Origin of the sequence: Pengzhenrongella sicca, assembly GCF_017569225.1 — a bacterium.
Taxonomy (GTDB): Bacteria; Actinomycetota; Actinomycetes; order Actinomycetales; family Cellulomonadaceae; genus Pengzhenrongella; species Pengzhenrongella sicca.
This window is the reverse complement of sequence record NZ_CP071868.1, coordinates 1,765,724-1,790,221: the sequence shown is the minus strand read 5'-3', so window position 1 is coordinate 1,790,221 and position 24,498 is coordinate 1,765,724. Positions and strand designations below refer to the sequence as shown.

General features: G+C 66.9%; 24 protein-coding genes and 1 pseudogene. 16 read left to right on the top strand and 9 right to left on the bottom strand.

Translation table 11 applies throughout. The features are described from left to right. Nucleotides 1-391 precede the first annotated feature (391 nt). From J4E96_RS08155 to J4E96_RS08115, 9 genes are all read left to right on the top strand, one after another. Nucleotides 392-1,210, top strand: coding sequence for an MBL fold metallo-hydrolase (locus J4E96_RS08155; RefSeq protein WP_227425254.1), 819 nt, complete (start codon nucleotides 392-394; stop codon nucleotides 1,208-1,210). Nucleotides 1,211-1,499: 289 nt separating this feature from the next. Next, on the top strand, nucleotides 1,500-2,777 hold the full coding sequence (locus J4E96_RS08150) for a sensor histidine kinase (protein ID WP_227425253.1): 1,278 nt from the start codon (nucleotides 1,500-1,502) through the stop codon (nucleotides 2,775-2,777). Further along, on the top strand, nucleotides 2,765-3,409 hold the full coding sequence (locus tag J4E96_RS08145; RefSeq protein ID WP_227425252.1) for a response regulator transcription factor: 645 nt from the start codon (nucleotides 2,765-2,767) through the stop codon (nucleotides 3,407-3,409). Before J4E96_RS08150 ends, J4E96_RS08145 begins: the two co-directional genes overlap by 13 nt. Nucleotides 3,410-3,418: 9 nt before the next feature. Further along, nucleotides 3,419-4,309, top strand: coding sequence for a DUF4097 family beta strand repeat-containing protein (locus J4E96_RS08140; RefSeq protein WP_227425251.1), 891 nt, complete (start codon nucleotides 3,419-3,421; stop codon nucleotides 4,307-4,309). Then, nucleotides 4,306-4,986, top strand: a complete 681-nt coding sequence (locus tag J4E96_RS08135; protein WP_227425250.1) for a DedA family protein — start codon at nucleotides 4,306-4,308, stop codon at nucleotides 4,984-4,986. The genes J4E96_RS08140 and J4E96_RS08135 overlap by 4 nt, the downstream gene beginning before the upstream one ends. A gap of 369 nt (nucleotides 4,987-5,355) precedes the next feature. Beyond that, the gene (locus J4E96_RS08130; protein WP_227425249.1) at nucleotides 5,356-6,879 is read left to right on the top strand and encodes a flotillin family protein; all 1,524 of its coding nucleotides are present in this window, start codon (nucleotides 5,356-5,358) and stop codon (nucleotides 6,877-6,879) included. 21 nt (nucleotides 6,880-6,900) lie between these two features. Beyond that, nucleotides 6,901-7,206 carry a DUF429 domain-containing protein gene (locus tag J4E96_RS08125; protein ID WP_227425248.1) on the top strand — a complete coding sequence of 102 codons (306 nt, stop codon included), beginning with the start codon at nucleotides 6,901-6,903 and terminating at the stop codon, nucleotides 7,204-7,206. A 581-nt stretch (nucleotides 7,207-7,787) separates the two neighbouring features. Next, nucleotides 7,788-9,341 (top strand): methyl-accepting chemotaxis protein, encoded by a 1,554-nt coding sequence (locus tag J4E96_RS08120; protein WP_319637770.1) that lies wholly within the window; start codon nucleotides 7,788-7,790, stop codon nucleotides 9,339-9,341. A gap of 183 nt (nucleotides 9,342-9,524) precedes the next feature. After that, nucleotides 9,525-10,106, top strand: a complete 582-nt coding sequence (locus J4E96_RS08115) for a hypothetical protein (protein ID WP_227425247.1) — start codon at nucleotides 9,525-9,527, stop codon at nucleotides 10,104-10,106. Between the two features lie 581 nt (nucleotides 10,107-10,687). On the opposite strand, the gene J4E96_RS08110 is transcribed toward J4E96_RS08115, so the two are convergent. From J4E96_RS08110 to istA, 4 genes are all read right to left on the bottom strand, one after another. After that, complete coding sequence (locus tag J4E96_RS08110; protein WP_227425246.1) at nucleotides 10,688-11,113, bottom strand: hypothetical protein; 426 nt, start codon at nucleotides 11,111-11,113, stop codon at nucleotides 10,688-10,690. Between the two features lie 443 nt (nucleotides 11,114-11,556). Beyond that, nucleotides 11,557-12,369: a hypothetical protein gene (locus J4E96_RS08105; RefSeq protein WP_227425245.1), complete on the bottom strand. Its 813-nt coding sequence runs from the start codon at nucleotides 12,367-12,369 to the stop codon at nucleotides 11,557-11,559. 318 nt (nucleotides 12,370-12,687) lie between these two features. Next, entirely contained in the window at nucleotides 12,688-13,479 is a 792-nt protein-coding gene (gene istB / locus J4E96_RS08100; RefSeq protein ID WP_227422291.1) for an IS21-like element helper ATPase IstB, read from the bottom strand. Further along, the gene (gene istA, locus J4E96_RS08095) at nucleotides 13,479-14,705 is read right to left on the bottom strand and encodes an IS21 family transposase (protein WP_227422290.1); all 1,227 of its coding nucleotides are present in this window, start codon (nucleotides 14,703-14,705) and stop codon (nucleotides 13,479-13,481) included. The genes istB and istA overlap by 1 nt, the downstream gene beginning before the upstream one ends. An 81-nt stretch (nucleotides 14,706-14,786) precedes the next feature. Between istA and J4E96_RS08090 the strand changes: the two genes are divergently transcribed. From J4E96_RS08090 to J4E96_RS08075, 4 genes are all read left to right on the top strand, one after another. After that, complete coding sequence (locus J4E96_RS08090) at nucleotides 14,787-15,311, top strand: hypothetical protein (protein ID WP_227425244.1); 525 nt, start codon at nucleotides 14,787-14,789, stop codon at nucleotides 15,309-15,311. Nucleotides 15,312-15,587: 276 nt separating this feature from the next. Then, nucleotides 15,588-15,929 (top strand): RidA family protein, encoded by a 342-nt coding sequence (locus J4E96_RS08085; protein ID WP_454824033.1) that lies wholly within the window; start codon nucleotides 15,588-15,590, stop codon nucleotides 15,927-15,929. A 34-nt stretch (nucleotides 15,930-15,963) separates the two neighbouring features. Further along, on the top strand, nucleotides 15,964-16,506 hold the full coding sequence (locus tag J4E96_RS08080) for a DUF1697 domain-containing protein (RefSeq protein ID WP_227425243.1): 543 nt from the start codon (nucleotides 15,964-15,966) through the stop codon (nucleotides 16,504-16,506). A 312-nt stretch (nucleotides 16,507-16,818) separates the two neighbouring features. Next, nucleotides 16,819-17,394 (top strand): hypothetical protein, encoded by a 576-nt coding sequence (locus J4E96_RS08075; RefSeq protein WP_227425242.1) that lies wholly within the window; start codon nucleotides 16,819-16,821, stop codon nucleotides 17,392-17,394. 302 nt (nucleotides 17,395-17,696) lie between these two features. On the opposite strand, the gene J4E96_RS08070 is transcribed toward J4E96_RS08075, so the two are convergent. Further along, nucleotides 17,697-18,377: an SDR family NAD(P)-dependent oxidoreductase gene (locus tag J4E96_RS08070; protein ID WP_227425241.1), complete on the bottom strand. Its 681-nt coding sequence runs from the start codon at nucleotides 18,375-18,377 to the stop codon at nucleotides 17,697-17,699. 101 nt (nucleotides 18,378-18,478) lie between these two features. On the opposite strand from J4E96_RS08070, the gene J4E96_RS08065 reads away from it, so the two are divergent. Further along, nucleotides 18,479-19,321 (top strand): helix-turn-helix transcriptional regulator, encoded by an 843-nt coding sequence (locus tag J4E96_RS08065; RefSeq protein ID WP_227425240.1) that lies wholly within the window; start codon nucleotides 18,479-18,481, stop codon nucleotides 19,319-19,321. Between the two features lie 317 nt (nucleotides 19,322-19,638). Here J4E96_RS08065 and J4E96_RS08060 read toward each other — a convergent pair whose 3' ends face one another. Then, nucleotides 19,639-20,172: a hypothetical protein gene (locus J4E96_RS08060; RefSeq protein ID WP_227425239.1), complete on the bottom strand. Its 534-nt coding sequence runs from the start codon at nucleotides 20,170-20,172 to the stop codon at nucleotides 19,639-19,641. A 2-nt stretch (nucleotides 20,173-20,174) separates the two neighbouring features. Here J4E96_RS08060 and J4E96_RS08055 point away from each other — a divergent pair, with 2 nt between their 5' ends. Then, nucleotides 20,175-20,828 (top strand): hypothetical protein, encoded by a 654-nt coding sequence (locus J4E96_RS08055; RefSeq protein ID WP_227425238.1) that lies wholly within the window; start codon nucleotides 20,175-20,177, stop codon nucleotides 20,826-20,828. Nucleotides 20,829-21,024: 196 nt separating this feature from the next. On the opposite strand, the pseudogene J4E96_RS08050 reads toward J4E96_RS08055, so the two are convergent. Beyond that, nucleotides 21,025-21,457: pseudogene (locus J4E96_RS08050) on the bottom strand (GNAT family N-acetyltransferase). Nucleotides 21,458-21,699: 242 nt separating this feature from the next. On the opposite strand from J4E96_RS08050, the gene J4E96_RS08045 reads away from it, so the two are divergent. Next, on the top strand, nucleotides 21,700-21,861 hold the full coding sequence (locus J4E96_RS08045; protein WP_227425237.1) for a hypothetical protein: 162 nt from the start codon (nucleotides 21,700-21,702) through the stop codon (nucleotides 21,859-21,861). Between the two features lie 256 nt (nucleotides 21,862-22,117). On the opposite strand, the gene J4E96_RS08040 is transcribed toward J4E96_RS08045, so the two are convergent. Beyond that, nucleotides 22,118-22,552: a hypothetical protein gene (locus J4E96_RS08040; RefSeq protein WP_227425236.1), complete on the bottom strand. Its 435-nt coding sequence runs from the start codon at nucleotides 22,550-22,552 to the stop codon at nucleotides 22,118-22,120. A 732-nt stretch (nucleotides 22,553-23,284) separates the two neighbouring features. Continuing rightward, nucleotides 23,285-24,415, bottom strand: a complete 1,131-nt coding sequence (locus J4E96_RS08035; RefSeq protein WP_227425235.1) for a suppressor of fused domain protein — start codon at nucleotides 24,413-24,415, stop codon at nucleotides 23,285-23,287. Between the last annotated feature and the right edge of the window lie 83 nt (nucleotides 24,416-24,498).

Genomic DNA, 24,498 nt, shown 5'->3' with positions numbered 1-24,498 from the left:
TGGCCGGCTGACCGGCGGAGCCAGCACGTAGCGGTCGCTTAACGAGGGCGAGCGGCGCGAACAGTGTCCGTGCCATGAGAGTCCCCGCCGTGTCGACGGATAAGGACCCACGCACTGGCTTGAATGAAAGCGGACCCCCTGCACGACGCTGTCGAGCGTGATGAGCGTGGACGACTGGACTTTGATCCGGCTTCACCCGGTCGAGGTGATGGCGATCAAGGCCACAGGTCTGGTCACATGGACAGGCGGCCGGTGTTGGTGATGGTCGCTGGCTACGCACGGATGGTCTTCGCTCGCATGGGTCCGAACCGGCAGGTCGAGGACCTCAATGCCGAGCGCGGACGGATCGCCCCTTGACTTGCCCCCCGAGTGGCGGGGGAAGGTGGCTGCCATGAGTGAAACGTTCTGGATCTGCGCGACCTGCGGGGTTGAGCACGCTGCGCGGGTCGAGTGCCGGATCTGCGAAGACGAGCGGCAGTGGGTCCCTGCTGAGGGCCAGCTCTGGACGACACTGGAGGAGCTAGTCGAGTCCGGACACCGGGGTGCGGTCGTCGAGCTCGAAAGTGATTTGTACGCGGTCACGGCTACCCCTGGCGTCGGGATCGGGCAGACCTGCATGCTGGTCCGCACCCCGGCCGGCAACCTGCTGTGGGATCCGCTGGGCTACGTCGACGACGCCCTCGTCGACCAGGTCCTCGCGCTCGGTGAGGTGGTTGCAGTGGCGGCCAGCCACCCGCACATGTTCGGCGTGCAGGTGGCCTGGAGCATGGCGCTGGGCGGGGTGCCGGTGCTGGTCTCCGAAGCCGATCGCGAATGGGTGGCCCGACCGCACCCGGCGATCCGGCTGTGGAGCGCCGTCGAGCACATCGCGCCGGGGTTGTCGCTGGTTCAGGTTGGCGGGCACTTCCCGGGCAGCGCGGTGGCGCACTGGGCAGCGGGAAGGCGGGGACGCGGCGTGATCCTCGCTGGCGACACGGTCATGGCCAACCCCGACCGGACCTCGGTGTCGTTCATGCGCAGCTACCCGAACCGGATCCCGCTGTCGGGGCCGGTGGTCGAGCGCATCGCCGCGGCGCTCAATCGCCTCGAGTTCGACACGCTCTACTCCAACTTCGGCAACGCCATCACCCGCGACGCCAAAGCCGTGCTGCGCCGATCTGTCGACCGGCATATCGGCTGGGTGCGCGGAGAATTCGACCACTTAACCTGACGGCTACGGTCCGGGTCCGGTTGGTGGTCCGTCATAGCGCCTGGTCAGTCACAGTCGGGGAGCGCTCACCTGAGCACGGATCCGTACCACCACGCGTGTTCGTGCCCGGCACTAGCGGTCGCGAAGTGCTGGTTCGTTGCGGTCGGCCTTGACGACTCGGACGGCCTGACGGGAGCCGAAACCGAGACGGTGGGGTTACCCCCCGGTGGATCCGGTGGCCAGCCGGTTCGTGGAGGCCCGATCGCGATCATTAGCCTCGTCAGGTGATCAACCATCTGGGCACCATGCCATGAGCACCCCCGGGGCACGCTGGCTGGGCCGTTGGGTCGGCCAACCCATGCTCGAGCTCGCGTACGTGGTGGGAAGCCTCTTCCTGGGGCTGGTCGCTGGAACGGTGACGGTGGCCGGACTTGCCGTCGGTGTGGGCTTGCTGCCGGTGTTCTTGCTCGGCGTTCCGGTGCTCGTCGCGGTCTCCTACGTGGTCCACGCCCTGGCGATCATCGAACTGAAGCGCGCCGGCCTGTTCTTGGACGTCACGCTCCGGCCGCGGCCGATGCCGAGCCTCGGCGGGAACGCACTCGGGCGACGTGGCATGGTGCGTCGAGCGCTCGCCAGAGTGCGCTCCGCCGAGTTCTGGAAGGAGGCGGTCTACTGCCTGCTGCTGCTTCCCCTCGGAATGTTGTCAGGCACGCTGGTCATTTCCGCGTGGGCCGTTGCACTGGCGGGGGTGGCGCTGCCCGCGTACGCGGGCTTCCTGCCCGGGGACGGGGTCGTCACCTGGTTGCACTGGTCGAACGGGGCCGAGATCGTCACGGGCTTTGCACTGGGGGTCGTCGTTGCGCTGCTCGCCCGGGTGCTCACGGGTGGTGTTGCCGCTGCGCATCTCGCGCTGGCGGAAGCCCTGCTTTCCCCTTCCGAGAAGGACGCCCTGCGCGGGGAGGTGACCCGGCTCACCGAGACGAGATCCCGCATGGTTGACGCGGCTGACGCTGAACGCCGCCGGATCGAACGGGATCTGCACGACGGCGCGCAGCAGCACCTAGTCGCGCTGGCGATGAATCTCGGTCGCGCACAGCTCAAGTTCGACACCGACCCCGAGGGGGCTCGCGCGCTCGTCAACCAGGCGCACCAGGAGGCGAAGGACTCGATCGTTACCTTGCGCAACGTCGTGCGCGGCGTGCACCCCGCAGTCCTGACAGATCGGGGCCTCGACGCGGCGCTGTCGGCCCTCGCGGCCCGGTCACCCGTTCCGGTGCGCGTGTACGTCGATGTGGCGCAGCGGCCGAGCCCGACGGTCGAGGCCGTCGCCTACTTCGTGGTCAGCGAGTCGCTCACCAACATTGCTCGGCATTCGGGTGCGGCCCACGCCGCCGTGCGGATCGAGCGCGCGGGCGACCAACTGCGCGTCGAGGTCGCCGATGACGGCAGGGGCGGTGCGGCCGAGACGCCCGGCGGGGGACTTGCCGGACTGCGGGACCGGGTCGCCGCTGTCGACGGCTCGCTTCGAGTGGACAGCCCGCCGGGTGGCGGGACCGCAGTGACCGTGGAGGTACCGTGCGCGTCCTGATCGCCGAAGACTCGGTGCTGCTGCGCGAAGGTCTGGTGCACCTGCTCACCGACGCCGGCCTCACGGTGGTCGCCGCCGTCGATGACGCTGACAGGCTCCTGCGCGGTGTGGACGAGCTCGGGCCAGACATCTGCGTCATCGACATCCGGATGCCACCGACGTTCAACGACGAGGGGGTTCGCGCTGCACTCGTGATTCGGGCGCAGCACCCCGAGGTCGCCGTGCTGATGCTTAGCCAGTACGTCGAGGAGCGCTATGCCCTCGACCTGATCGCGTCGAACCCGCGCGGCTTCGGGTATCTGCTCAAGGACCGGGTGGCGGACGTCGCGGAGTTCGTCGAGGCCGTCCGGCGGGTAGCGACCGGAGGCACGGCACTGGACCCCGAGGTGATTCAGCAGCTGCTCGTCCGCAGCCGCCGGCACGACCCGATGAAGACCCTGACGCCGCGCGAGAGCCAGGTCCTGGGCCTGATGGCGGAGGGGCGGTCCAACGCCGGCATCGCGAGCGAGATGGTCGTCGGCGAGAGCGCCGTCGAGAAGCACGTGAGCTCTATTTTCAGCAAGCTCGGCCTTCCCCCAGCTGAGCAAGACCATCGACGAGTGCTGGCCGTCCTGCGCTGGCTGAACGGCTGAGGAGGCACGATGACGAACGAGACCACCACCCCCGCCACCGCAGACCCTGTGGCGCCCGGTCCCGCCGCACGTCGGGCTCCCGATGGGCGCCGCGCGCTGCGCGTCGTCGGGGTATCCACTGCACTGCTGCTCGTCCTCGTCAGCGCACTGTCCGTCGTCAGCCTGCTGTCCCGGCTGAGCGAACACCACACGGGCAGCTACGCCGGGATCAGAACGGTCGAGATCCATGCCGGGTTCGAGGATGTCGAGCTCACCGGCTCGGCGACCGCGACGTCGGTGTCGATGGACCGCGCGGCCGCCTGGTCGCTGTTCAAACCGGTGATCGCCGAGCGCCTCGACGGAGACCGGCTGGTGATCAGCTCCCGCTGCCAGCTCCCGGTCGGGCTCGGCTGCTCGGGACACATCATCCTTGTCGTGCCGGCCGGCGTCGCCGTCCAGCTCTTCGCCAGCGACGGGACGGTGCAGGTCGGCGAGATGAGCGGGCCGACAACTCTGAACGTCGAAGACGGGAGGACCATTCTGCGGGCGCTCAGCGGCGAGGTCGACGTCACCTCGTCGGACGGCGACATCACCGGCACCGACCTCGCGGGCGGTCTCACCGTCCGCACCAGCGACGGATCGGTCGATCTGACTGGCCTACGGTCGACTCGCGTCGACGCGCAGACTTCCGACGGCGACGTCCGGCTCGACTTCGCGGCGGCGCCGATCTCGGTGACCGCACAAACTGACGACGGGTCGATCCGGGTCATCGTGCCGAACGACGGTGACGCGTATCGGGTCATCGCCGACGTCGGCGGAGACGGCCGGCGCACCGTGACCGTACCGGCGGACAGCAGGTCGGACCGGAGCATCGAACTCCGGGCCCGCGAAGGATCGATCGATGTGGGCACCACGCCGTGATTGCGTACGTCGCCCTCTACCTACTCGTCGCGCTCGACGGGATCTTCCCGCCGGTCCCGAGCGAGTCCGCGGTGATCACGCTCGCAGCTCTCTCGTCCGCAGGCGGCGGCACCAACCTCGTCCTCGTTCTGCTCGTCGCGGCGGCGGGCGCTTTCACTGGCGACCAGGTCGCCTATGTCGTAGGACGCAGGATCAACCCACGCCGGCTTCCATTCCTGCGCACCACGCGCGGCCGGCGCACCGTCGCGTGGGCCGGGGCAGCTCTCACCCGCCGCGGGCCAGCCGTCATCCTCGCGGCGCGGTACCTGCCCGTTGCACGGGTCGCGGTCAACGTGACCGCGGGAGCCGTCGGCTACCCGCGAGCCAAGTTCTCCGTGCTCACTGCGATCGGGGCCGTGGGCTGGTCTGCGTACTCAGCCGTTCTCGGCGTCACTGCTGGGGCCTGGTTCCCGGGAAGGCCCTTGCTAGCCGTCTCAGCGGGGATCGTAAGTGGCGTCGTGATCGGACTCGCGGTCGACCAGGTGCTTCGCTGGGCGAGCGCCCGTGCACACCCGTCGGGGTCAGGAGATGCACCTGCTCGTGCTACTCAACCCGTTTACGTCAGTGGGGAAGAACTCGCTCATCCGTGCCCGTCGGGCGAGAAGGATGCTGAAAAGGGTCGCCGAACCTTCGGCTAGAACGCGAGTCCATCAGCGTCGGTCCGCACCGTGGGTGGCCCAGGTCGGCACACCGAGGAGCATCTCCATCCGCACCAACGCAACTAGCTGTCGTTCAGCGGCGTGTCGGCGATGGTTCGAGAGTCGGCCGGTTACGTCCGCTGAATCAGACGGCCTCCGAGATACTTGACTCAAACGGGTAGGCAGTACACGTGTTCGACTTCTGTGTTCGCGCGCCGGTGGGACCGGATGCACCGCCGTGCGCACCGGTTCTCGCCGTTGGGTACCACGGTCTCCCGAAGGCCATTTGGCCGCCCGACGCATCCCCCGCCCGTACCCTCTACAGCACGCGCCCGCACGGTCGCGGCTCACAGCTGCTCAGGGGATCACGTGGACAACCTCAAGGACTTCGCCGGCCTCGCAGGGATCGTCCTCGCGGTGATCGTCGCGCTGATCGTCGCAGGGGTCGGGGTCCGCCGCTACCGGATCGCCAACCCGTCGGAGGCGCTGATCGTCGTCGGGCGCAAGGGCGGGAAGCCGGTGCTCAACCCCGAGACCGGCGAGTCCTCGATGGACCTGTCCGGGCAGAAGGTCGTGATGGGCGGCGGCGTGTTCGTCAAGCCGTTCGTCGAGCAGTCCTACCCCCTCTCGCTCGCGAGCCGGTCGATTCGCGTGCAGATCCGCGGCGCCGTCTCCAAGCAAGGCATCCGCCTGAACCTCGACGCCGTCGCGATCGTCAAGGTCGGCGGGGCCGAGGCCGCCGTGCGCGCCGCCGCCCAGCGGTTCCTGCACCAGCAGGAGCAGATCGAGGCGTTCACCCAGGAGGTCCTGGCCGGCTCGCTCCGCTCGATCGTCGGCACCCTCACCGTCGACGAGATCATCCGCGACCGCGCCGCCTTCGCGCGCCAGGTCGCCGACGAGTCCGTGACCAGCCTCAACAACCAGGGCCTGGTGCTCGACACCTTCCAGATCCAGGACGTCTCCGACGACAGCAACTACCTGCGCGACCTCGGCCGCCCCGAGGCCGCCGCCGCCGCGCGTAACGCCGCGATCGCCGAGGCGCGCGCGAGCCAGGAGTCCTCGCAGGCCGAGTCGGTCGCGCAGGTGCTCATCGCCGAGTCGCAGCGCGACCTCGCCCTGCGTCAGGCCGAGTTCAAGGCCGACACCGACCGCGCCCAGGCCAACGCCGCCGCCGCGGGCGACCTCGCCAAGGCCGACCAGGACCAGGAGGTCCTCACCGCGCAGGAGCGGGTCGCCGAGCGCCAGGCCGCGCTCACCGAGCGCACCCTCGACACCGACGTCCGCAAGCCGGCCGACGCGGCGCGGTACAAGCAGGAGCAGGAGGCGCAGGCCAACCGCAACGCCGTTCAGTTCGAAGCCGAGGGCCGCGCCAAGGCTTCGGTTGCCGACTCGCAGGCCTCGGCCGAGCGTGTCCGCCTGACCTCCCTCGCGGACGCCGAGCGGGTCCGGATCAGCTCGGAGGCCGAGGCCGCCTCCGTGCGCGTCGGAGCCGACGCCGAGCTCGCGCGTCGCTCAGCCCAGGCCAGCGCGACCCAGCTCGAGGGCGAGGCCGAGGCCGCCGCGGTCCAGGCGCTCGGCCACGCGCAGGCGCAGGCCCGCAAGGAGTCCGCGGCGGCGTTCGAGCAGTATGGCGAGGCCGCGCGGCTCCAGCTGGTCGTCGAGGTGCTTCCGGAGATGGCGAAAGCGCTGGCCGCACCGCTCGGGTCGATCAAGGACCTCACGGTGATCTCGAACGACGGCGCCGGGGCGCTCTCCCGGTCCGTCGCCAACAACCTCCAGGAGACGCTGGAGACGGTGCGCCGGACCACCGGGGTCGACGTCGTCGGCATACTGAAGGGCTTTGGCGACCTCGCGCAGGCGCCGCACGCGGAGCCGGCGGCCGACGCCGGGTAGTGCGACGCTGCGCGGCGCGGCGTGACCGCCCACCTCGGCATCGACCTCGCGTGGGGCCAGAACGGGCGGACGGGCCTCGCCGCGCTCGACGCGTCCGGCCGCTTGGTCGCGTCCACCTCGGTCCACACCGACGACGAGATCGCCGCCTTCGTCGCGACCCACACACCCGGTGAGCTGGTCACGGAGATCGACGCGCCGCTGATCGTCCCGAACGCCACGGGCCGGCGCGGCTACGAGGCGCTGGTCTCCCGCCGAGTTCGTCCCGTACGACGCGGTGCGTACCCATCGAACCGGTCCCGACCGCTGTTCGACCCGCCGCGCGCCTAGGTCCTCGCGGCGCGGTTGGGTGGGACCCGGACCCTGCGTCGGCGCCCTTGCAGGGGTGCTCCGTGTCTATCGAGGTGTACCCGCACCCGGCGATGACATACCCGCGAAGGAGTACCCGACCGCGTTCAACGCTACCCACGGCAGCGACCGGCACCTGGTCGAGATCTCCTAGCCCGAGCATCCATCAGACCCGAAGCGATTCAATCCTTGGCCCCATGGACGACCTCGTCGAAACGGATCGTGCCCCCGGGCCGGTCCTCAGCAATGAGCGTCCGCCAGTGCGGCCAGGCTCCATCAGCAGTGGCGGCCTTCTTCAAGCTTCGGCGCCGGTACTTCTCGAGCTGCACCTCTTTGCTCTCCTGCCGCCTGCTGTAACGCAGCGAACCGCCGCGCTATTTTCCGGGTGCACCGCCACTCGGGACCCGTGCCTGCTCGGATCCGAAACTCCTCATGATGGTTCGTGTCGGGTCGATGGTGCAGGACAGATTCACTTCTCGTTCATTGGAGCCACTGTGAGTATGTCGTCAACTCTGCGCGCGGACCTGGCAACTTTGCCGCGCCGTCCTTGGGCGGACCGGTCTGTGCTGGTGAAGATTCTGGTCACGGTGATGCTCATGGTGGTGGCGACGCTGGTCGTCGGCGCCGTCGCGCTGCGCGCCGTCAGCTCGCTCAAGTCCGCGAACCAGGAGATGTACGACAACGGAATCGTTCCGCTGCAGCAGCTCACTGAGATCCAGCGGTCCTACCAAGGCGATCGCGCCAGGGTGATCCAGTATGGCGTGGCCGATGCGGAGACTCGCGGTGTGTTGAGCACCGAGCTGACCGAGCGGCAAGCAGAACTGATGGATCAGCTCGAGACGTACCGCTCCGCCGCCGTCGACCCGGCGAACGTCGACGCCCTCGCGGCGGCGCTCGACGTCTACTACACCGCGGCCGAGGACGAACTCTTCCCCCTCGCTGACTCGGGCAACCTGACCGGATTCGGCGCGTACTTCCAGGAGTCGATCCGTCCCCTGACGACGGCGGTCATGGACGCGATTCAGGTCGAGACCACCGCCCAGGGCGAGACGTCGTCGGCGCTGCGAGACACGACGGACACGCAAGCCTCGGAAGCACTGCTGCAGATCCTGATCATCGGGATCGCCGGCGCCCTGTTGGCCATGACCCTCGCGTTGCTCGTCGCCCGCTCGATCTCCCGCCGACTCGCGCGCGTGGCCGCGAGCCTCGCTGCACTCGGCGACGGCGACCTCACACATGACCTCGCGGTGGACTCGCGGGACGAACTCGGGCAACTCGCATCATCGCTGGGCGCTGCCCAGGCCAAACTTCAGGAGCTAGTCGCGGGTGTCGTCGAGTCAGCGCAAACTGTCTCGGCAGCCGCAGAGGAACTTTCGGCCGCGAACACGCAGGTTGCGGCCGGTTCGGAGGAGACAAGCGTTCAGGCCGGCGTGGTCGCCGCAGCGTCTGAACAGGTCAGCCGAAACGTGCAGACCGTCGCAGCAGGTGCCGAAGAGATGGGCGCATCGATCCGCGAAATCGCGCAGAACGCCAACCAGGCCGCCAAGGTAGCGAACACCGCGATCGCGGTCGTCTCTGCGACCAACGACACGGTCGCCAAGCTCGGGGTCAGTAGCCAGGAGATCGGCACCGTGGTCAAGCAGATCACCTCGATCGCTGAGCAGACGAATTTGCTCGCGCTGAACGCGACCATCGAGGCGGCGCGGGCGGGTGAAGCGGGAAAGGGATTCGCGGTGGTCGCCGGTGAGGTCAAGGACCTCGCCCGGGAGACAGCACTGGCGACGGAAGAGATCACTCGCCGGGTCGAGTCGATCCAGGCTGAGACGCTCGGGGCTGTTGCTGCGATCAAGGAGATCAGCGTCATCATCGCCTCGATCAACGACTACCAGATGACAATCGCCTCGGCGGTGGAGGAGCAAACGGCAACGACCAACGAGATGTCCCGATCGGTCGCTGAAGCTGCCACCGGTTCGGGCGAGATCGCGGGCAACATCGCAGGTGTCGCGACCGGCGCCGCGTCCTCGAGTGAAGTGCTCGTGCAGATGGGGTCGTCCGTGGACGAGCTCGCCCGGATGGCCGCTGACCTGCGCGAGCGGGTCTCCGCCTTTACCTACTAAGGAACCTGAGGCGGGCGCTTCATCCACTCGCCAATCCGCTGAGCCCGAGGACCGCTTGTTGCCCCCGAGGTTTCGCCGACGGGGATCACGGCCAATTCCGATGAGGTCACCGCGACTCCGCCGTCAACGGTCGACGGTTGGATCAATATCGATTCAGACGTCTCCAATGAAGTCCAACTGAGCGTGGGCTTGCCACTCCAAGCACAGTCAAAGCCGGCACGCATCGCGGACGACAACGCCGTTGTGTATGAGGGTACTGACGGCAAGACCGACGTGGTCGTCCACGCGCTCGAGACCGGCGATGAGTCGATCATCGTCGAGGTCGGCAGCCTTGGCGCTCAGTGGGCGTTCGATGCCGCGGGCGAACTGGTCGAGACGTGGTACGAGGTGACCGCAGACTCGATCGTGCAGGTCGTGCGGCACGATGCGTCGGGTGTGCAGTACCCAGTGGTGGCCGACCCGGTGTGGTCTGGCGGCTTAGGGGTATACGGGCACTTCAACAGGGCCGAGACGGCAACGTGGGCAAGCTACGGTGTGAGTGGGATCGGTCTGGCCGGCGGCGCTTGCGCCGCGCTCGGTGGACTCGGTGGCCCGATCGTCGCCGCCGTCGCTGGGGGCTCGTGCGGCGTCGTCGCAGCAACACTTATCCACTCGGCTGGCATTGCCCAGACCTCGTCCCCGAAGAAGTGCTTCTATGTCAGCATCGTGGCGCCAGGTCCGACTGGGGTGTGGGCGGGTACCTACAAGGACAGTCGCTGCAAGTAGCGAACGAGGGAAACCGATGGCTAGCACATCCTTGAAAGCCAAGTTCGTTCCGTGGCACCGCGCGCTGGCCCAGGTCGTTGGGCTGGGGAGCGGAGTGGCACTGTGGCTCGTGGGTACGGCCGGAGCTCCGCCGATCGGATGGCAGGCTACGGTTGCCTGGGTTCCATTGGTGGCGCTAACGTTCGCCAACCTTCGCTGGCACAATGAAGCGAACAAGCCCACTTAGCTGGCAGCCCCAACGAATGCGCAACACCCGAGCACCGGTGACCACGTGGCCGCCGATGCTCGGGTGATTCCGTAAAATGTCAATACTACCGAAGAATTCATTCTGGCGCCTTCGCACCCGGTCCAGATGTCGGTGGAGTTTCGACCGAGTTCAGACACGCCGAGTACTTTCGTGTAGCCCACGCGGCGCAGATCTTCGGCGAGTGGCGAGAGGCGCGACCGGCCGACGGTCCGGCACCACGTTGCGAACGAGTACTTACCTGTCGTTCAGTGCAGTTCTTTGCCGAGAGCTTGGAGCTATTTGCTGCAACCGGCGGTTCTCGTCTCTCGGAGGGCGAGGGCGTCGGTCCGTCTGCCTACGTATGGCGGAACTCGACGGCTCCGGCGAGAGCTTCGAGCGCAGTCAGGCCACCTGACACGACCATCTCGCCGTCCGTGCTGAGAACCACCTCCCAGGGCGCCTCGGGTGAGACCTGGGAGTGCGGCACATAGGCGACGTCGACGGGAAGCTCGAACGGCGAGGCTCTTAGGCTCGAGAGTACTTTCAAGAACTCCGGAAGGTCGTCGATGCTGCCGGAGACGACACCCGAGTCCATCGCAGCAACTGGACGGATCGCCAAATAGGTGGCGGCATCCTCAAGCAGTACTTCCAGATCAGTTCCGCTCCACTTAAGCAAATCCTCAACGGTGTCCCCCGCGTCGATCCCAAGCTCCCAGTGGCGCTCAAACATTTCGACGCTGAGGGACGCGTTGCGGTACTCGAGACGAGCGATCACCTCCACCAGCCGATGCAGTGCGCACGCTGTGGGTGACTGATCCTGGTTCGTGGCATCCCCCTCGACGACCGACCTGATTTGCGATGAGTGCATACGTCCTCGAGCCAGGCTCGAGAAAAGAGGCCTTCGGCCCCGGCGGATCTGGAGTCGCAACCGTATAGCGAAGATCTCGCCAACAGACGGGAACACGCCCCCATGCCGACCAACCGGAAGAGGCCATGTCGACCGTCGCCAGTCCACGCCGCTTACCTGTCGTACAGCGGCGATTTGGTCGGCTCGTAGACAGCTGAACGGTGTCGGGACAGGGCTGCGGGAGCTTCCGAGACGGTCCTGCGCGCGTTGTTCGAGGCCGGGTTCACCTCCCGCGACGCGTCCAACGCCCGAGTCCGGCTAATCGCCGCGGGGTTCCCGGTCGTCAGACCCTATGGGCGCCCGGCGACACGACCGGTTCAATGTGGCGGGCGCAGATCATCGGAGAGCGCGGTGTATGGGCCGCAACCGAGCTCGCCGGGCTGAAGGTAGACGGACGGAGGGTAGACATCAATGATCGCGTCTCCCTTTCGAGCGACAAGAACGCAGTCGTCTGCACCCCCGGTCGCGATGCCAACGTCGGCACCTTCTACCACGGCACTCACCTCGGCAACCGGAGGGCCACCGACCTCGCCGTCGCGAAGCAACGCAGCCACCTTGCTGGCGATTTCGTCCGCGGACGGTAGTCCAGATGCGGGCAGTCCCGCGAGGACCTCGTGTGCAGCCTCCCGTGCGTTCTCAGCCACGACCGGCAGATCCGAAGGCGGCGGGGTGATCGGGCTGGCGTCCGGCGGGCATTCGATGTGCGTCACTCCCTCGGCGGTACCGAACTCACCCTGCTTGCCCCAGTGGTCAAACACGACCTCGAAACAGTACGGGCCCTGGTCACTTTCGCTCTCCGGTAGCCCAAAGTCCGAAGAGTTGCTCTGTGCAGGAGAGTCGACTCGGAGGGTCAAAGTGCCGACGACGTCTCCCTCTCCTGCACCCGCCCTGCCGATATCGATCAACTGCACTCCACTCGATGAAGCGACCGCCGAGCGGGCGAAGCCGTCGATGTCGGCCGTGTAGGAGGCCATCGCAGTGGTTGTCAGCAGCCGGACCACGCTGTCCTGTGCTTCCGTACCGCCAGCGCCTAAAGTCGGGGCGGCACCACATCCGGTCAAACCGGCGATCAACGTCGCACCCAGCACTGCAGATGCCGCACGCCTCCGGCCGCCGTTGGTTCGCTCCATAGCAATGACGCTAGTCGCTGCCCCACCCCCGTTTGACCACTCCGAGTCTGGCCCGCTTAAGCCATTGACCTTTCCGACTGCGCTCGACCGAAGCGGTACTCCCAGGTGCGCGGAATGACGTGCGACAGATAGGTGTCGCTCAGCAGCGATCACGTGTCTACGCAGCGTTGCGGATATGCCGCTGTCACGGCGTGCTCGGGCCAGGGGTCGGGTTCGGGAGGCGGGCAAGGGCCTGCGGCGAAGGCGATACTTGTGTCAACGACGGCTGAAAGTTGATCATGGATCGACGGGTGAATGTTGACCACCTTGCCTGGTTGTTCAGTCGGTGCTGGCCGCGGGTGGGCGGCCGAGGTCGCGGTTCTTGAGCCGGTAGGAGTCGCCTTTGAGGGCGATGACGTCGGCGTGGTGAACGAGGCGGTCGATCATCGCGGCGGCGACGGTGTCGTCGCCGAAGACTTCTCCCCACCGGCCGAACGGTTTGTTGCTCGTGACGATCAGTGAGGCGCGTTCGTAGCGCGCCGAGACGAGTTGGAAGAATAGGTTCGCCGCTTCGGGTTCGAACGGGATGTAGCCGACCTCGTCGATGACGAGCAGCGGGTAGCGGCCCAGGCGTCGTAGCTCGTCTTGCAGGCGCCCGTCGTGGTGCGCGGTCGCGAGGCGGTCGACCCACTCCGATGCGGTCGCGAACAGGACTCGGTGCCCGGCCTGGCAGGCGCGGACCGCGATCCCGGTCGCGAGGTGGGTCTTGCCCGTGCCGGGCGGGCCGAGGAAGACGACGTTCTCGCGGGCGGCCACGAAGTCCAAGGTGCCCAGGTGGGCGATCTGGTCGCGGGGCAGGCCCCGGGCGTGGTCGTAGTCGAAGTCCTCCAACGACTTGCGGCCCGGGAACCGGGCGGCGCGGATGCGGCCCTCACCGCCGTGGGCTTCGCGGGCGGAGACCTCACGCTGCAGGCAGGCGGCGAGGAACTCCTCGTGGGTCCAGGACTCGGTCCGGGCGCGTTCGGCGAGCCGGTCGACGGCCTCACGCAGGGTCGGGGCTTTCAGCGCCCGGGTCAAGAACGCGAGCTCGGCGGACACGTCCCGGGTGCTGGTCTTGGTCGCGGCGCCCATCAGGCCACGTCCGTCAGACCGAACGCGGCGTCGTAGGTGCCCAGGTCACGCTGCTCGACGTCGTCGGCTGGCTGGCTGGGGGCTGGGCGGTCGGCCGCTGTGGTGGACATTGCCAATGCCGCGGCCCGGTGGGCGGGGTCGGTGATGGTCTGCCAGCGCGCCCAGCAACGCGGGTGGGTCGCGACGACCTTGGCGCCTAGATGGACGGTGACCTGCTCGAGGTCGGCGATGACCTCGACGAACCGGCCCACTGCGGACGGGTCGACGGAGTAGTCGTTGGAGCCCAGGCGCACGTAGTGGTCGCGCGGGAGCCGCACTCGGGTGCGCCAGCCGAGCTGGGGGGCCACCGGCGGCAGGGTGAGCATCGCCGCCCGGTCGGCCTCCCACCGCTGGTTCGGGCGGCAGCCCAGTGCCCGGTGCTGGCGGGCGTTGGCCAGTTTCAGCCAGTCGACCAGCTGGGTGTTGAAGTCGCCGGGGCCGGTGAAGGTGCGCCCGGGCAGGAACGAGGTCTCCAGGTAGCCGTTCGCGCGTTCGACCAACCCCTTGGACTCCGGGTCGCGTGGGCGGCACTGGTGGATCCCGATTCCGAGGATCCCGCGGAACGCTTCGAAGTCGTCGGTGAGCTTGGGTTTGCCGGCCCGCCAGGACCCGACCGCCCCCTCGTTGTCCCAGACCAGCTCGCGCGAGACCGCGCCCATCGAAGTCAACAAGGCCCAGTGCCCGGCGATCAGGTCCGGACCCTGCCTCGAGGGCAGCATGATCGCGAAGATCATCCGCGAGTACCCCGAGACCATCACCAGCACCGGCGGTGAACCCACCTGCCCGGCACCGAGCGGGACCTCGACTGGGGGGAACCACAGATCGCACTGCACTCGGGCGCCCGGGTCGTATTGGGTGCGGGTGGCTGGGTCCGGCGGCAGGTAGTACGGGCGCAGCACCCGCACCCGGTCCTTCAGGACCGTCAACGAGTGCTCCCACCCGATTCGCTCCGCGATCACCGTGGCCGGCATCGTCGGGCACGAGACCAGCAACTCACGAACCTGCGCCTCGACCGCATCGACCACCGAGCCGCGAGCTGGCCGCTCGTACTTCGGCGGCCGATCACAGGCCAGCGCCTTCTTGACCGTGTTCCGCGCGATCCCGAGCCGGCGCGCAATCGCCGAGATCGCCATGCCCTCGACGCGACGCAGCCGACGGGCCTCTGCCCAGTCCTCCATACCGATCACCCTCCACAGGATCGCGGCAGGTGGTCAGATTTCAGCCGTCGATCCCTGATCAGTCTTCAGGCGTCGCCGACAACTTGGTCGGTGTCCCAAGAACAGATCGGCACTGAGCTTGCGTCGGTGCTGTCTCGCTTGACCAAGTTCAGGCCGCGCGAGCGCGTGGTGTCCGATTGGTCCGACGAGCACGAGCGCTGGTGGCTCTACAGCGAGCTTCTCGATGATGCGTCGGTTCGCGAGTTGCTACTCGAAGCCGTCCAGCTCGAACCTGATCTTTCCGTGGCCAGCAGCGTCTCTATGGACATGGTGGCGCGACCGGACGAGAGCCCCTCGCGCTGGATTGCCGCACTTCCCGGCGACTCTCGTCAGGCAGAGCTCGTCGCACAGCGCGCCGGGGACCTTCGGGTTTTGCTTGATGTCCTTGCCGGCCAGCACGTTGGGCCCGACGAGGCGCTCGGGAAGTGGTCTGATTGGCTGCAAAGGCGGGTCGCGGAGCAGTGTAGCGACCCCGAATTGCTCCGGCGGCTCTCGGCCCAAGCGAATACCAGCAAGGTCCGCCGCCAGGCACAGGACCGAGCGCGGCAACTAACCGGCGGCCGCAGCGGCACCTAGCTGGCAGCCGAAGGCCGGCGTCACGACGCGCGTCTGAAATCGGCAGCGATCAGAGTTGAACTCGTGCGGTCGCAGGCGGCCGCACACGTCGCCTACCTGTCGTCAAGCGGCGATTGCGCACGCGTCAAGAACGGTCGGAGGGCGGGCGACACTGCGCCCTCGTCCGCGTGCATCCATGGGACGGCGCCGGAACGGACCGTCCCGCCAGGCTCTGGAACGGTCCGCTTCCAGCGAATCCGTCCACCAGGGCTTGTCTCGAGCCCTGCCTTCAGTCACGTGGCAATCGTGCCGCCCGGCGCGACCACGATCTACGTTGGCGGTCAGAACGGCGTCGACGCCGACGGCCTCGCTCGTCGGCGCGGGCAACGTGGCCGTGCAGTCTGCCCGCGCCCTGGAGAACGCGAAGACAGCGCTCGCCGCCGCCGGAGCGACCCTCGGCGACGTGCTCATTGGACCGTGCTCTTCGTGGACGGTGTCGACTCCGCAGCGGGGTACAAGGCGATCGCATCGGAGCTCACGTCCGACGAACCGGCTCTGGTAACCGCTGCGCGCGTCGCCGGCCTGGGCGTGCCGGGCGCGCTCGTCGAGATCAGCGCGATCGCCGCCGTGCTGCGATGAAGCGGTGGACACAACCCGAACGCAGAGGTCAGGGATGACATCGTCCGTAGCGTTGCTGCGCGGTATCAACGTGGGCGGCAAGAATCTGATTGGCATGCCGGACCTGGCCGCGTGCTTCCGTGACGCCGGCTATGCGGACGTCCGCACCGATATCCAGAGTGGCAACGTCCTGTTCACGGCAGATCACGCGTCCGGGCCGGCACTCGAGGCCGAGGTCGAGCGCATTATTGAGGAGCGGTTCCAGCTCCCGGTCCTCGTCGTGGTCCGATCCCGCGAAGAGCTTGCCGCGACGATCACCGCGGCCCCCGCAAACCACGGCGCCGACGAACTTCGGAGCGACGTCTTCTTCCTGAAGACTCCACTCACCGCCGAATTGGCGTATGCGCAGCTGCCGGAACTGCGTGCGGGAGTCGATTCGGTGGCGCCTGGCCCCGGCGCGCTCTACTTCTCGCGGGTGGCGGCGCAGGCATCCAGAACCCGCGTAACCCGCCTCATGAGCTTGCCCGTCTTCCGGCAGATGGCCGTGCGCAACTGGCGCACGACCACTCGCCTGTTCGAGTTGCTGAACGGCGGCTGATGTTCGCCGCCACTATCCCGTCAAGGGCAGCATCGACAATTCGCTCAGTAGCGGGTAACGGTCGTTCACCCCCGCCCAGGCGCGGACAACGCGGTCGAGAACTGGCCATGACCGCACTCACGACTCGTACCCGTTTGAGCGCCCAGGGGTTGAGTGGGTGGACCGCGCAAAGCTGACGGCTCGGCTTCCCCGGCGGGCGCCGTCCTGGACGAGACCGGGACGGGCTCAATCGATCGACGGCGCGCGTTGACGGGACGGGCCGTCATGGCCTAGTCCCAGACGATGAGGCTGATCAGGGTCGATATTGGGGCCATGAATATTCGATATCTTGCCGCTGCGCTCCCGGTGTTGCTGACCATGGGGATGCTGGGTGGGTGTTCGGCCCCGGACCGTGCCCCGAGCTCCAGCCCGTCGAACGCTCCGCTCGCCACAGCGGTGTCACCGAGCTTTCCGGCTCTCGCCGTCGGCGATGTCCTCACGGCGGAGCAGGCGACTGGGATCGCCCCCGGGGAGGTCGCGTTCGAGATGAACGACGGGACGCACGTCCTGGTCCGTACGGATACCGCCCTGCCGGAATCGGTCAAGGTCGACATCGCAGCACCCGTCGCGGCAGAATTCACGGGCAACGACGTTCCCGTCAGGATCGTCGAAGAGCTTCAGAACGCTCAGAGTCGAGTCGATGCGACCGGACGACACGCGATCATCGTGTTTCGAGTGATGTCCATGAGAGCTCCGGTGTGGCAGGCCAGCCGGCCGGCGCTAAAGGCAGCCGGCGACCACGAACGAGCTGGTTACTCGAGTGAGGCTGGCGCCACCGCTGCAGCGACCGCGTACATCGCAGCTCAAGACAATCCGTCCATCTGGGATCTCATCGACGCCGTGCCGTGACCAACTGCGCAACCTGTCGACAAAGGGTGGACGGACCTCGAAATCGCGTGACGGGCCGCCGGTACTTTCGGCGCGGATCTTCCGACGCTAGTCGTAGACGACCTACCTGTCGTCAAGCGGCGATCGTGACCGCGTCTACGTGCGCCTAAGCGGTGCCTGATCCCATGCCATAGGCCCATCGACCCTCGGAGGCTGCCTGGTCGAGGTAGACGGGCGGACGGTTGCCGACCGCCACCCGTCGGCGGATCGGCCCGATGCTGGGCCTTCCCCGCGTCGTCGACGTCGTCGCCACAGCGGGCCAGCTAGTACTCGATCCGTCCGTACCGGTTGTGGAACTCGCCCGTCGGGCCGTCAGGCGCGACGAGCGCAAGGGCCACCGTGGCATCGGTGCCCTCGACCACTGTCTGGTGTCCGCCGTGGCCGTTGAAGTCGGTGGCGGTGTAGCCCGGATCGCTGGCGTTGATGCGGAAAGTGGGCAGGTTCTTCGCGTACTGGACGGTGAGCGCGATGACCGCCGCCTTGGAGGCCGCGTACGGGACGGCGGGCACGGGGAACTCGTCGTGCCCTTCGGTGCTCAGGAAGCGCGGCCAACCGACCCCGGAAGAGACGTTGACGACGACGGGGTGAGCGGATCGCCGCAAGAGGGGCAAAGCCGCCTGAACAACGCGGACGATGCCGAGGACGTTGGTGTCGAGCACGTCCTGCATGGTTTCCGCGTTCAGGTCGTCGACGCCGAACGAGGAGCCCAGGATGCCCGCGTTGTTGACGAGGACGTCCAGTTCTGGCAGCGAGGCGAGTGCGGCGTCAACGCTGGTTTGATCGGTGACGTCCAACTGTATCGCGCGGGCACCCAGTGCACGGGCCGCGTCGCCGTTCGCGAGATCGCGCATCCCGGCGTAGACGGTGTGTCCCGCCTCGATGAGTCGACGGGCGGTCTCGAGACCGAGGCTCTTGTTGGCGCCGGTGATCAATGTTGTGGTCATGCGTACATGCTGCGTCCTGCGCGGCCGGTCATCCAGGCACCGTAGGTCCGTGGGACTGCCAGTACCACGGTCCGTGGACAGGGGTGAGGCACGATGTCCAGATGAGCGAGCTCGCCAGCGTGTTGCGGTCATGGCGCGATCGGGTCAGCCCGGCAGACGTCGGGCTGCCCGCCATCGCGGGACGGCGCGCGGCGGGGCTGCGACGCGAGGAGCTCTCGGCCCTGGCGGGGATCAGCGTGGACTACCTGGTGCGCCTCGAGCAGGGTCGGGCACGCAACCCTTCACCCTCCGTGCTTCGGGCTCTGGCCATCGCCTTACGCCTCACCGACGACGAGCGCGACCATCTCTACCAGGTAGCCGGGGTGGCACCACCGTCCGCGCAGAGCGTGCCGCAGCACATCGGCCCCGGAGTGCAGCGAATCGTCGACCGGCTGTCCGATGTGCCGATGGCGGTCTTCACCGCCGCCCACGACATCGTGCTCTGGAACCCTTTGTGGGCCGCACTGACGGGAGATCCGTCCCTTCACGTCGGCATCGAACGAAATCTCGTGTGGCGGTACTTCACATCCGGTCACCCGGGGACGCAGTACGACGACCAGCACGAGGAGGACTTCGCCAATGACCTGGCGGCAGACCTACGCGCGGCCGTGGGCCGCTACCCCGAAGACGTCCCGCTCGCGCAGCTCGTGTCACGGCTGCGCACAGAATCCGCGGAGTTCGAACGCCGATGGGCGCAGGCCCGGGTCGCCCAGCACCGATCGAGTCGCAAGACCGTGACGAACGCGACGGTTGGCCCGATCGTCGTCGACTGCGACGTGTTGACAGTGCCCGGCAGCGACCTGCGGATCGTGGTCTACACGGTGGCGCCCCACAGCGTGGATGAGACACGGCTCGACCTCCTACGGGTGACCGGACTGCAGCGGTTCACGGCGACACCGATCTAGCCGAAACGAGCGCTCCACGAGCGGAATACCTCTGGCGGCATCGAGCTGGATCGAACATACGCAGCGAAACTCCGGAAATCCACCCGGCCACCGCTTGCTTGTGAGCGACCAGCGGCACATATGGATGGTTCTCGCAGCAAGGCCGCCTAACATGCGATGGCGTCGGCCACCCAGTCTTGTTCCTAGCTCACAAGGGGTGCGACGCACGGTAACTGTCGCTCAGTGCTGGGTCGGCATTGACGACCTCGTTCATGTCCCGGACACTGCGGGCGACCGCGCTCGCCCGTCCTACGCCCGCGTTCCTTCACGCGTTGAGCTCATGAGGCAGCGGTTCGCAGGAGCAGGTCCCGTTGGACCCGAGGATCTAGCCGAGCCCACGGCGCTGGGAGCACCACAGCAACGACCGCACCGGGCAGCAAGCAGAGCAGCCACCAGCCGCCGTCTCGGACTGCAGCGATGACTGGAATGGCCACGAGTATGGCGAGCAGAATCGGCATCACGATCCGATCTGACCGGAACCCGAGGACAGCCCGCTGCAATCGTTCAAGCGCGATCTTGTCCAGGAGCGGATCGCCGCTGCGCTGACCTGAGCGCTGCACCGCGATCACCCTGCGCCGTGCCGAGCCGGACAGCTTCAAGAACTTCCTGTCTCGGAGTGAACTGCCGACAAGCACGCCGATCAAGCTGCCGATCGCAGGACCCGAACTGCTTCGTCCATCAAAGAGGGCAGGGGAAATTGCGAGCATCCAGGGCGCGACGATCACCACGACCAGGCCGCACCGCGCCCAAATTGAGGACGTTTCAAGTCGGTCACGCCTGATCGCATGTCCTTCGTGCGGAGTCGAGGCCATGCATGCATCCTCCCCCCTCCCGGCGATCTGGCGGGGAATCGCGCGAATCCACGGCGGCGTCGACAACGCACATCACTTACCTGTCGCTTAGCAGCGCCGATGGCGTCGGTCAGGTCACGAATCTGATGCCGCGCTCAGCGGAACTCGAGCGGGCGTGGGCCAACCCCGGAAAGGGCGAGGAGTTCGTGCTCGCTCGCTACTTCGAGGTCGTCGATGCCGCGATACGCCCGAAGGACTCGAGGATCGAGGACCACTCCGTGCCGTCACCCGATCGGATGGTGCATCGCCTGGGCCGTGCGCCGCAGAAGACTCGAGGCCAAGATCGGGCATTGGGAAGGAGATCCATGCCTGACGTGAGTGACCCCGCGAAGGACGATGGTCGTCCCGGCGACGACCCTGACCAGACGCAATACCACTTCGGATTCCGATTGTTCTTATTCTGGTTAATGCCGATCTTCGTGATCGGAGGCGCCTTCCTGTTCTGGGCGCAACTCAAGTCGGGTGAGGGCATTGGGCTCTCGAGGGGACAGAGGTTCGTCTTCATCTACCCGATTGGCGTGGTTGTCTGGCTGATCGGGCTCGTGCAGTTCTACCGCGCGAAGCGCCGAGGCGAGACCCCCATCCCCGGCAGTTTCAAGCCTCGACGGCCCGGCTAGTAGGTCGAGGCGGTGGTTCCTCGGGTATCCCCCGGTCAGGGAACCTCACCACATGCGGCGCTCGTTCATTTTGTGGTCCGCACGCGAGACGTCGGAGATGTCCGCCGCGCGGATGCCCACCTGGGCGTGGTGGCGCTGGGGTTCGTCGGGGCTGGGGACCGCGTTACCGCAGTTCCCCCGGGCAGGAGCGAGAAGATCACCGAGTCGCGCCGGCCTCCTTTGAATACGAGGTGCGAGCGAAGGACCCCTCGCGCACGAACCCGCAGCGCTCAGCCACCCGCTGCGAGCCGTCGTTGTCCGGCCCGCAGGTCAGCTCGATCCGCTGCAGGCCCAACGTCGAGAAGGCCCAGCCGGCGAGAAGCCGCACAGTGTGGGTGGCCGCGCCCGCGGGCGTCGGGAGCCAACCAATACCCGATCCCAGCGCGCGCCTGGTTGAGGTCGACGTCATACAGGGATGCGCCCCCGAGAATGGCGGCCTCGTCCGCGGGGCTAGCGATCGCCACAGTCAGCGCAGAGCCGGTCCGGCGGGCCTGTTCCTGCTCGACGAAGTACTCCCGCGCATGCGCCTCGCTGTACGGCTCGGTCCGAGACCAGGCGAACTGACGAATGACCGGGTCGTTGAACGCCATCAGCTTCTCTGGGACGTCCTGAATACGCCAGGGACGCAGATGCACCACGGCGTCGAATAGCGGTGGCGTCGGGAACTCGAGCGCGACCATGCTGACGACCGTACGCGGACGACAACCACCGTCGAGCCACCCAACAACCCATCACCTAACTGTCGTTCTTTGCCAGTCGGCTCGGCAAGAGTTCGTGACGATGTGTTCTATTCCGGGCGCGCGATGGGCGTCCAGCCCTCATACTCGGCTGCGTGACCAACCCCAACCTGAGCGTAAGCGTCGAGTATGCAGAGAAGGCCGCGGCCGTGGTCGCGAAGCTAAAGCCGGGGACATACGAGGCCGCCAACACACTTGCGAACATCTCGATCGCAGCATCCCTGGCCCGGATCGCGGACGCGATGGAGCGAACCTGACGGTTCCGACTTGTCCACTTCGGGTCCCGTCCCGTGCGCGCATTCGTCGACCTCACCGAGCGAGCCCACCCCCCAGATCGCGCCAGGCGACACGAGCGGTCGACTCTGCGGAGACCGCATACCTGTCGTTCAAAGCCGGGCGCCGGCCGTCTCGGCATCCGAGTCACTCCAGCATCACATGGCGGCCGGTCTCGTGACGGGCGCATGCGCGATCGATGACGAGGTTGCCTGGCATTGCGGATGGGAAAGTCGGTTGTTATCGGGGCAAGATCGGTTCGATCCGGTCAATGATCCACTTGGCGCGCAGTTCTGACGCATCGATCCCGCGAGACTGTTCGACCTCGGTCCATTTCTGAATCCGTTGCGCGAATGCCCTGGGCGCAGCGTCACCGATCAGGGGGTCGAGTCGTACGTCGTAAGTCGACACAGCGCCTTGCTCTGCGATGGCCGCCGGCAGGCAGAGCTTGTGCTGGTCGTCTGCGTGCACTGTGTCCGCGATGAGCTGGTCTCGCGCCTCTATCCAGCGTTCGAGGGTTCCCCACTCGGTTCTGAAATGTATGTGCACCCCGTCCGTCCGGCGGGTGATGCCGGTCGGCTCCAGACCTAGCCAGAGGAGAGTTCGCGCTCGGATCTCGTCTTCGTATTTATCGAGAGTCGCTACCGTTTTGGCCCTCGCTCTCCAGAACAGCACGAACGAGCTCCACTCCGGAATTGGGCTGATCTGACATCCGCATCGACAGCGCGATTGTATTCCGCCAGGAGTTGATACTCGTGTTGGAACTGCAGCGCGATCGTCGTTGGGAACCAACAGCCCACTCACCTCTACGAGGCCACGGTGCCATCGCGCCGCAGAACCAGGTGTCGACGACAACCGGGGCAGGCGATCAGGCGTAGAGGAGATCACCACCTGTGAAGCCTGCAGGGATCTGCACCAACTACCGACGCCACCGAAACCGCCGACAGTACTTACCTGTCGTTCAGAGCTGCGGATCTCGGCGGGGGCCTAAGGTGATGTCGACTCTGGAGGTCATGCGATGAGCAGCACCGAGCGCATGCAGATGCTCGCATTCATCCTTCTCATGTTCGCTTTCGTTGCCCTCCAGGTCGTTGCTCTGAGGAGCGGCGACCTCGGCAGGCACCCACACGATGCACGCCGGTTGCATCGAGCAGTTCCCCCCTGGTCGTCATACTCGCTGCGTTGGCGGTCTACCCCTGGAGCATGCTGCTCTGACCACGCTTCTGCGTCGGGCTCGCGGTGACCGACGTGATGCGAGGCGTCTGCGCGTGGCTCGATGCAGTTTTCTCCGGCACGCAGGGTGGATCGCCATGCCAGCCGAACACCACTTGACTGTCGCTCAGCGGTGTGTGGTTCGGGCTCTGTCACCGATCGTGAGGGCTACGGCATCGGTTCGTCGTTCGAATGTCAGCCGATGGTCTCGATGACTCCGCCCGCGACGTCGCGTACCACGGTCGCGCGGACCTCGAAGAGCAGATCAGGCAACTCGCCCACGCGGTATGTCCCCGCCTGAGGGAGGAGCTTGTCCGACAATGCCCGCGCCTGATCGGGTGAAAGTCCGATCACCCAGTCCGCTGGCTCGTGCTCATGTACTTTGACGTCGGATTCGGGGACGAAGGTGGCCCGGGTTTCCGGGCCCTCGAGGTAGAACGAGCATCCGGCGCCGATGCGTAGCGGAAGCAGCAGGCAGAACGTGTTGACCATGTGGGCGCCGATCGTGATAGTCACCGCCCGCCGGCGGCGCCGCAGCCGATCCAACACTGCGGTGGTGTCCCGCACCGTCAGCACGTCGAGGGCTAGTCCTGCCGTGGAGGATCCGTCGCGCGTGCGCCCTGTCTCGAGCGCGGCGACTGCGTCCGGAGCGGCGAAGATCGAGGTTCGGCTGAGGTGGGTAGTGAGTAGCGGGTAGTACTGCACGAAGAGGTCGCTGAAGCCTTCGGCGGTCCAACTCTTCTTCGCGGCGGCCTCGTCCGCGGTCAGCCCGACGATCTGCAGGAAGTCGACCCCCTCGTCCAAGGCGCCCGTTTCGGAGCGCTGCGCAAATCCCAGTTCCGGGTCCTCGACGCACAGCACGTGCCCCACCGGTGTCGTCGATGTCGACTGAATGGGCCCGTGTAGATCCATGGTGTGCCCAGGCCCAAACGCGTTGCCTGTCTCGGCTACGTAGCGGGCGAGATTCTGCAGGACGTTCGCCATGAAGGTTGGTGGCTCGTCCTCGTGGTCCGCACGAGACAGGCGAGCCGTCAGCTCGAAACTCCACCCACGGCCGTCATCGACGTCATCTTCCTCGGAGGTGCCATGTCTGGTCGCGAGTGGCGGATTTGGGCCAGACGTCGCGGTCAGGCCGACGCCGACGTAGTGCCAATGCGGCACCGGCTCATGCCGGGCGAACACAAGGACTTCGTCGAGCGGATCTGGCCCGCCCTCGTCCCAGCGTTGGAGGGTCTCCCATCGAAAGTCAGGCTCGGCATCTCCATATATCAGCTGCAAAGCTTGAACGAGACCGCGAGGCAGGGGGTGAACACTCGGTTCTGTCACCAGACGAGCATCGCGCACCCCAGCCGAGAATGTTCACGAACGCCGGCGAGGCGCCCGATCGCCAGCGCCACGCGACTCCCTCG

Coding starts and splice junctions, on each gene's coding strand:
- J4E96_RS08060 (WP_227425239.1), bottom strand. CDS start 20,172: ATGGCCTCGACTCCGCACGAAGGACATGCGATCAGGCGTGACCGACTT.
- J4E96_RS08075 (WP_227425242.1), top strand. CDS start 16,819: ATGAATATTCGATATCTTGCCGCTGCGCTCCCGGTGTTGCTGACCATG.
- J4E96_RS08105 (WP_227425245.1), bottom strand. CDS start 12,369: ATGGAGCGAACCAACGGCGGCCGGAGGCGTGCGGCATCTGCAGTGCTG.
- istB (WP_227422291.1), bottom strand. CDS start 13,479: ATGGGCGCCGCGACCAAGACCAGCACCCGGGACGTGTCCGCCGAGCTC.
- J4E96_RS08065 (WP_227425240.1), top strand. CDS start 18,479: ATGAGCGAGCTCGCCAGCGTGTTGCGGTCATGGCGCGATCGGGTCAGC.
- J4E96_RS08080 (WP_227425243.1), top strand. CDS start 15,964: ATGACATCGTCCGTAGCGTTGCTGCGCGGTATCAACGTGGGCGGCAAG.
- J4E96_RS08150 (WP_227425253.1), top strand. CDS start 1,500: ATGAGCACCCCCGGGGCACGCTGGCTGGGCCGTTGGGTCGGCCAACCC.
- J4E96_RS08140 (WP_227425251.1), top strand. CDS start 3,419: ATGACGAACGAGACCACCACCCCCGCCACCGCAGACCCTGTGGCGCCC.
- J4E96_RS08055 (WP_227425238.1), top strand. CDS start 20,175: ATGCATCCTCCCCCCTCCCGGCGATCTGGCGGGGAATCGCGCGAATCC.
- J4E96_RS08070 (WP_227425241.1), bottom strand. CDS start 18,377: ATGACCACAACATTGATCACCGGCGCCAACAAGAGCCTCGGTCTCGAG.
- J4E96_RS08155 (WP_227425254.1), top strand. CDS start 392: ATGAGTGAAACGTTCTGGATCTGCGCGACCTGCGGGGTTGAGCACGCT.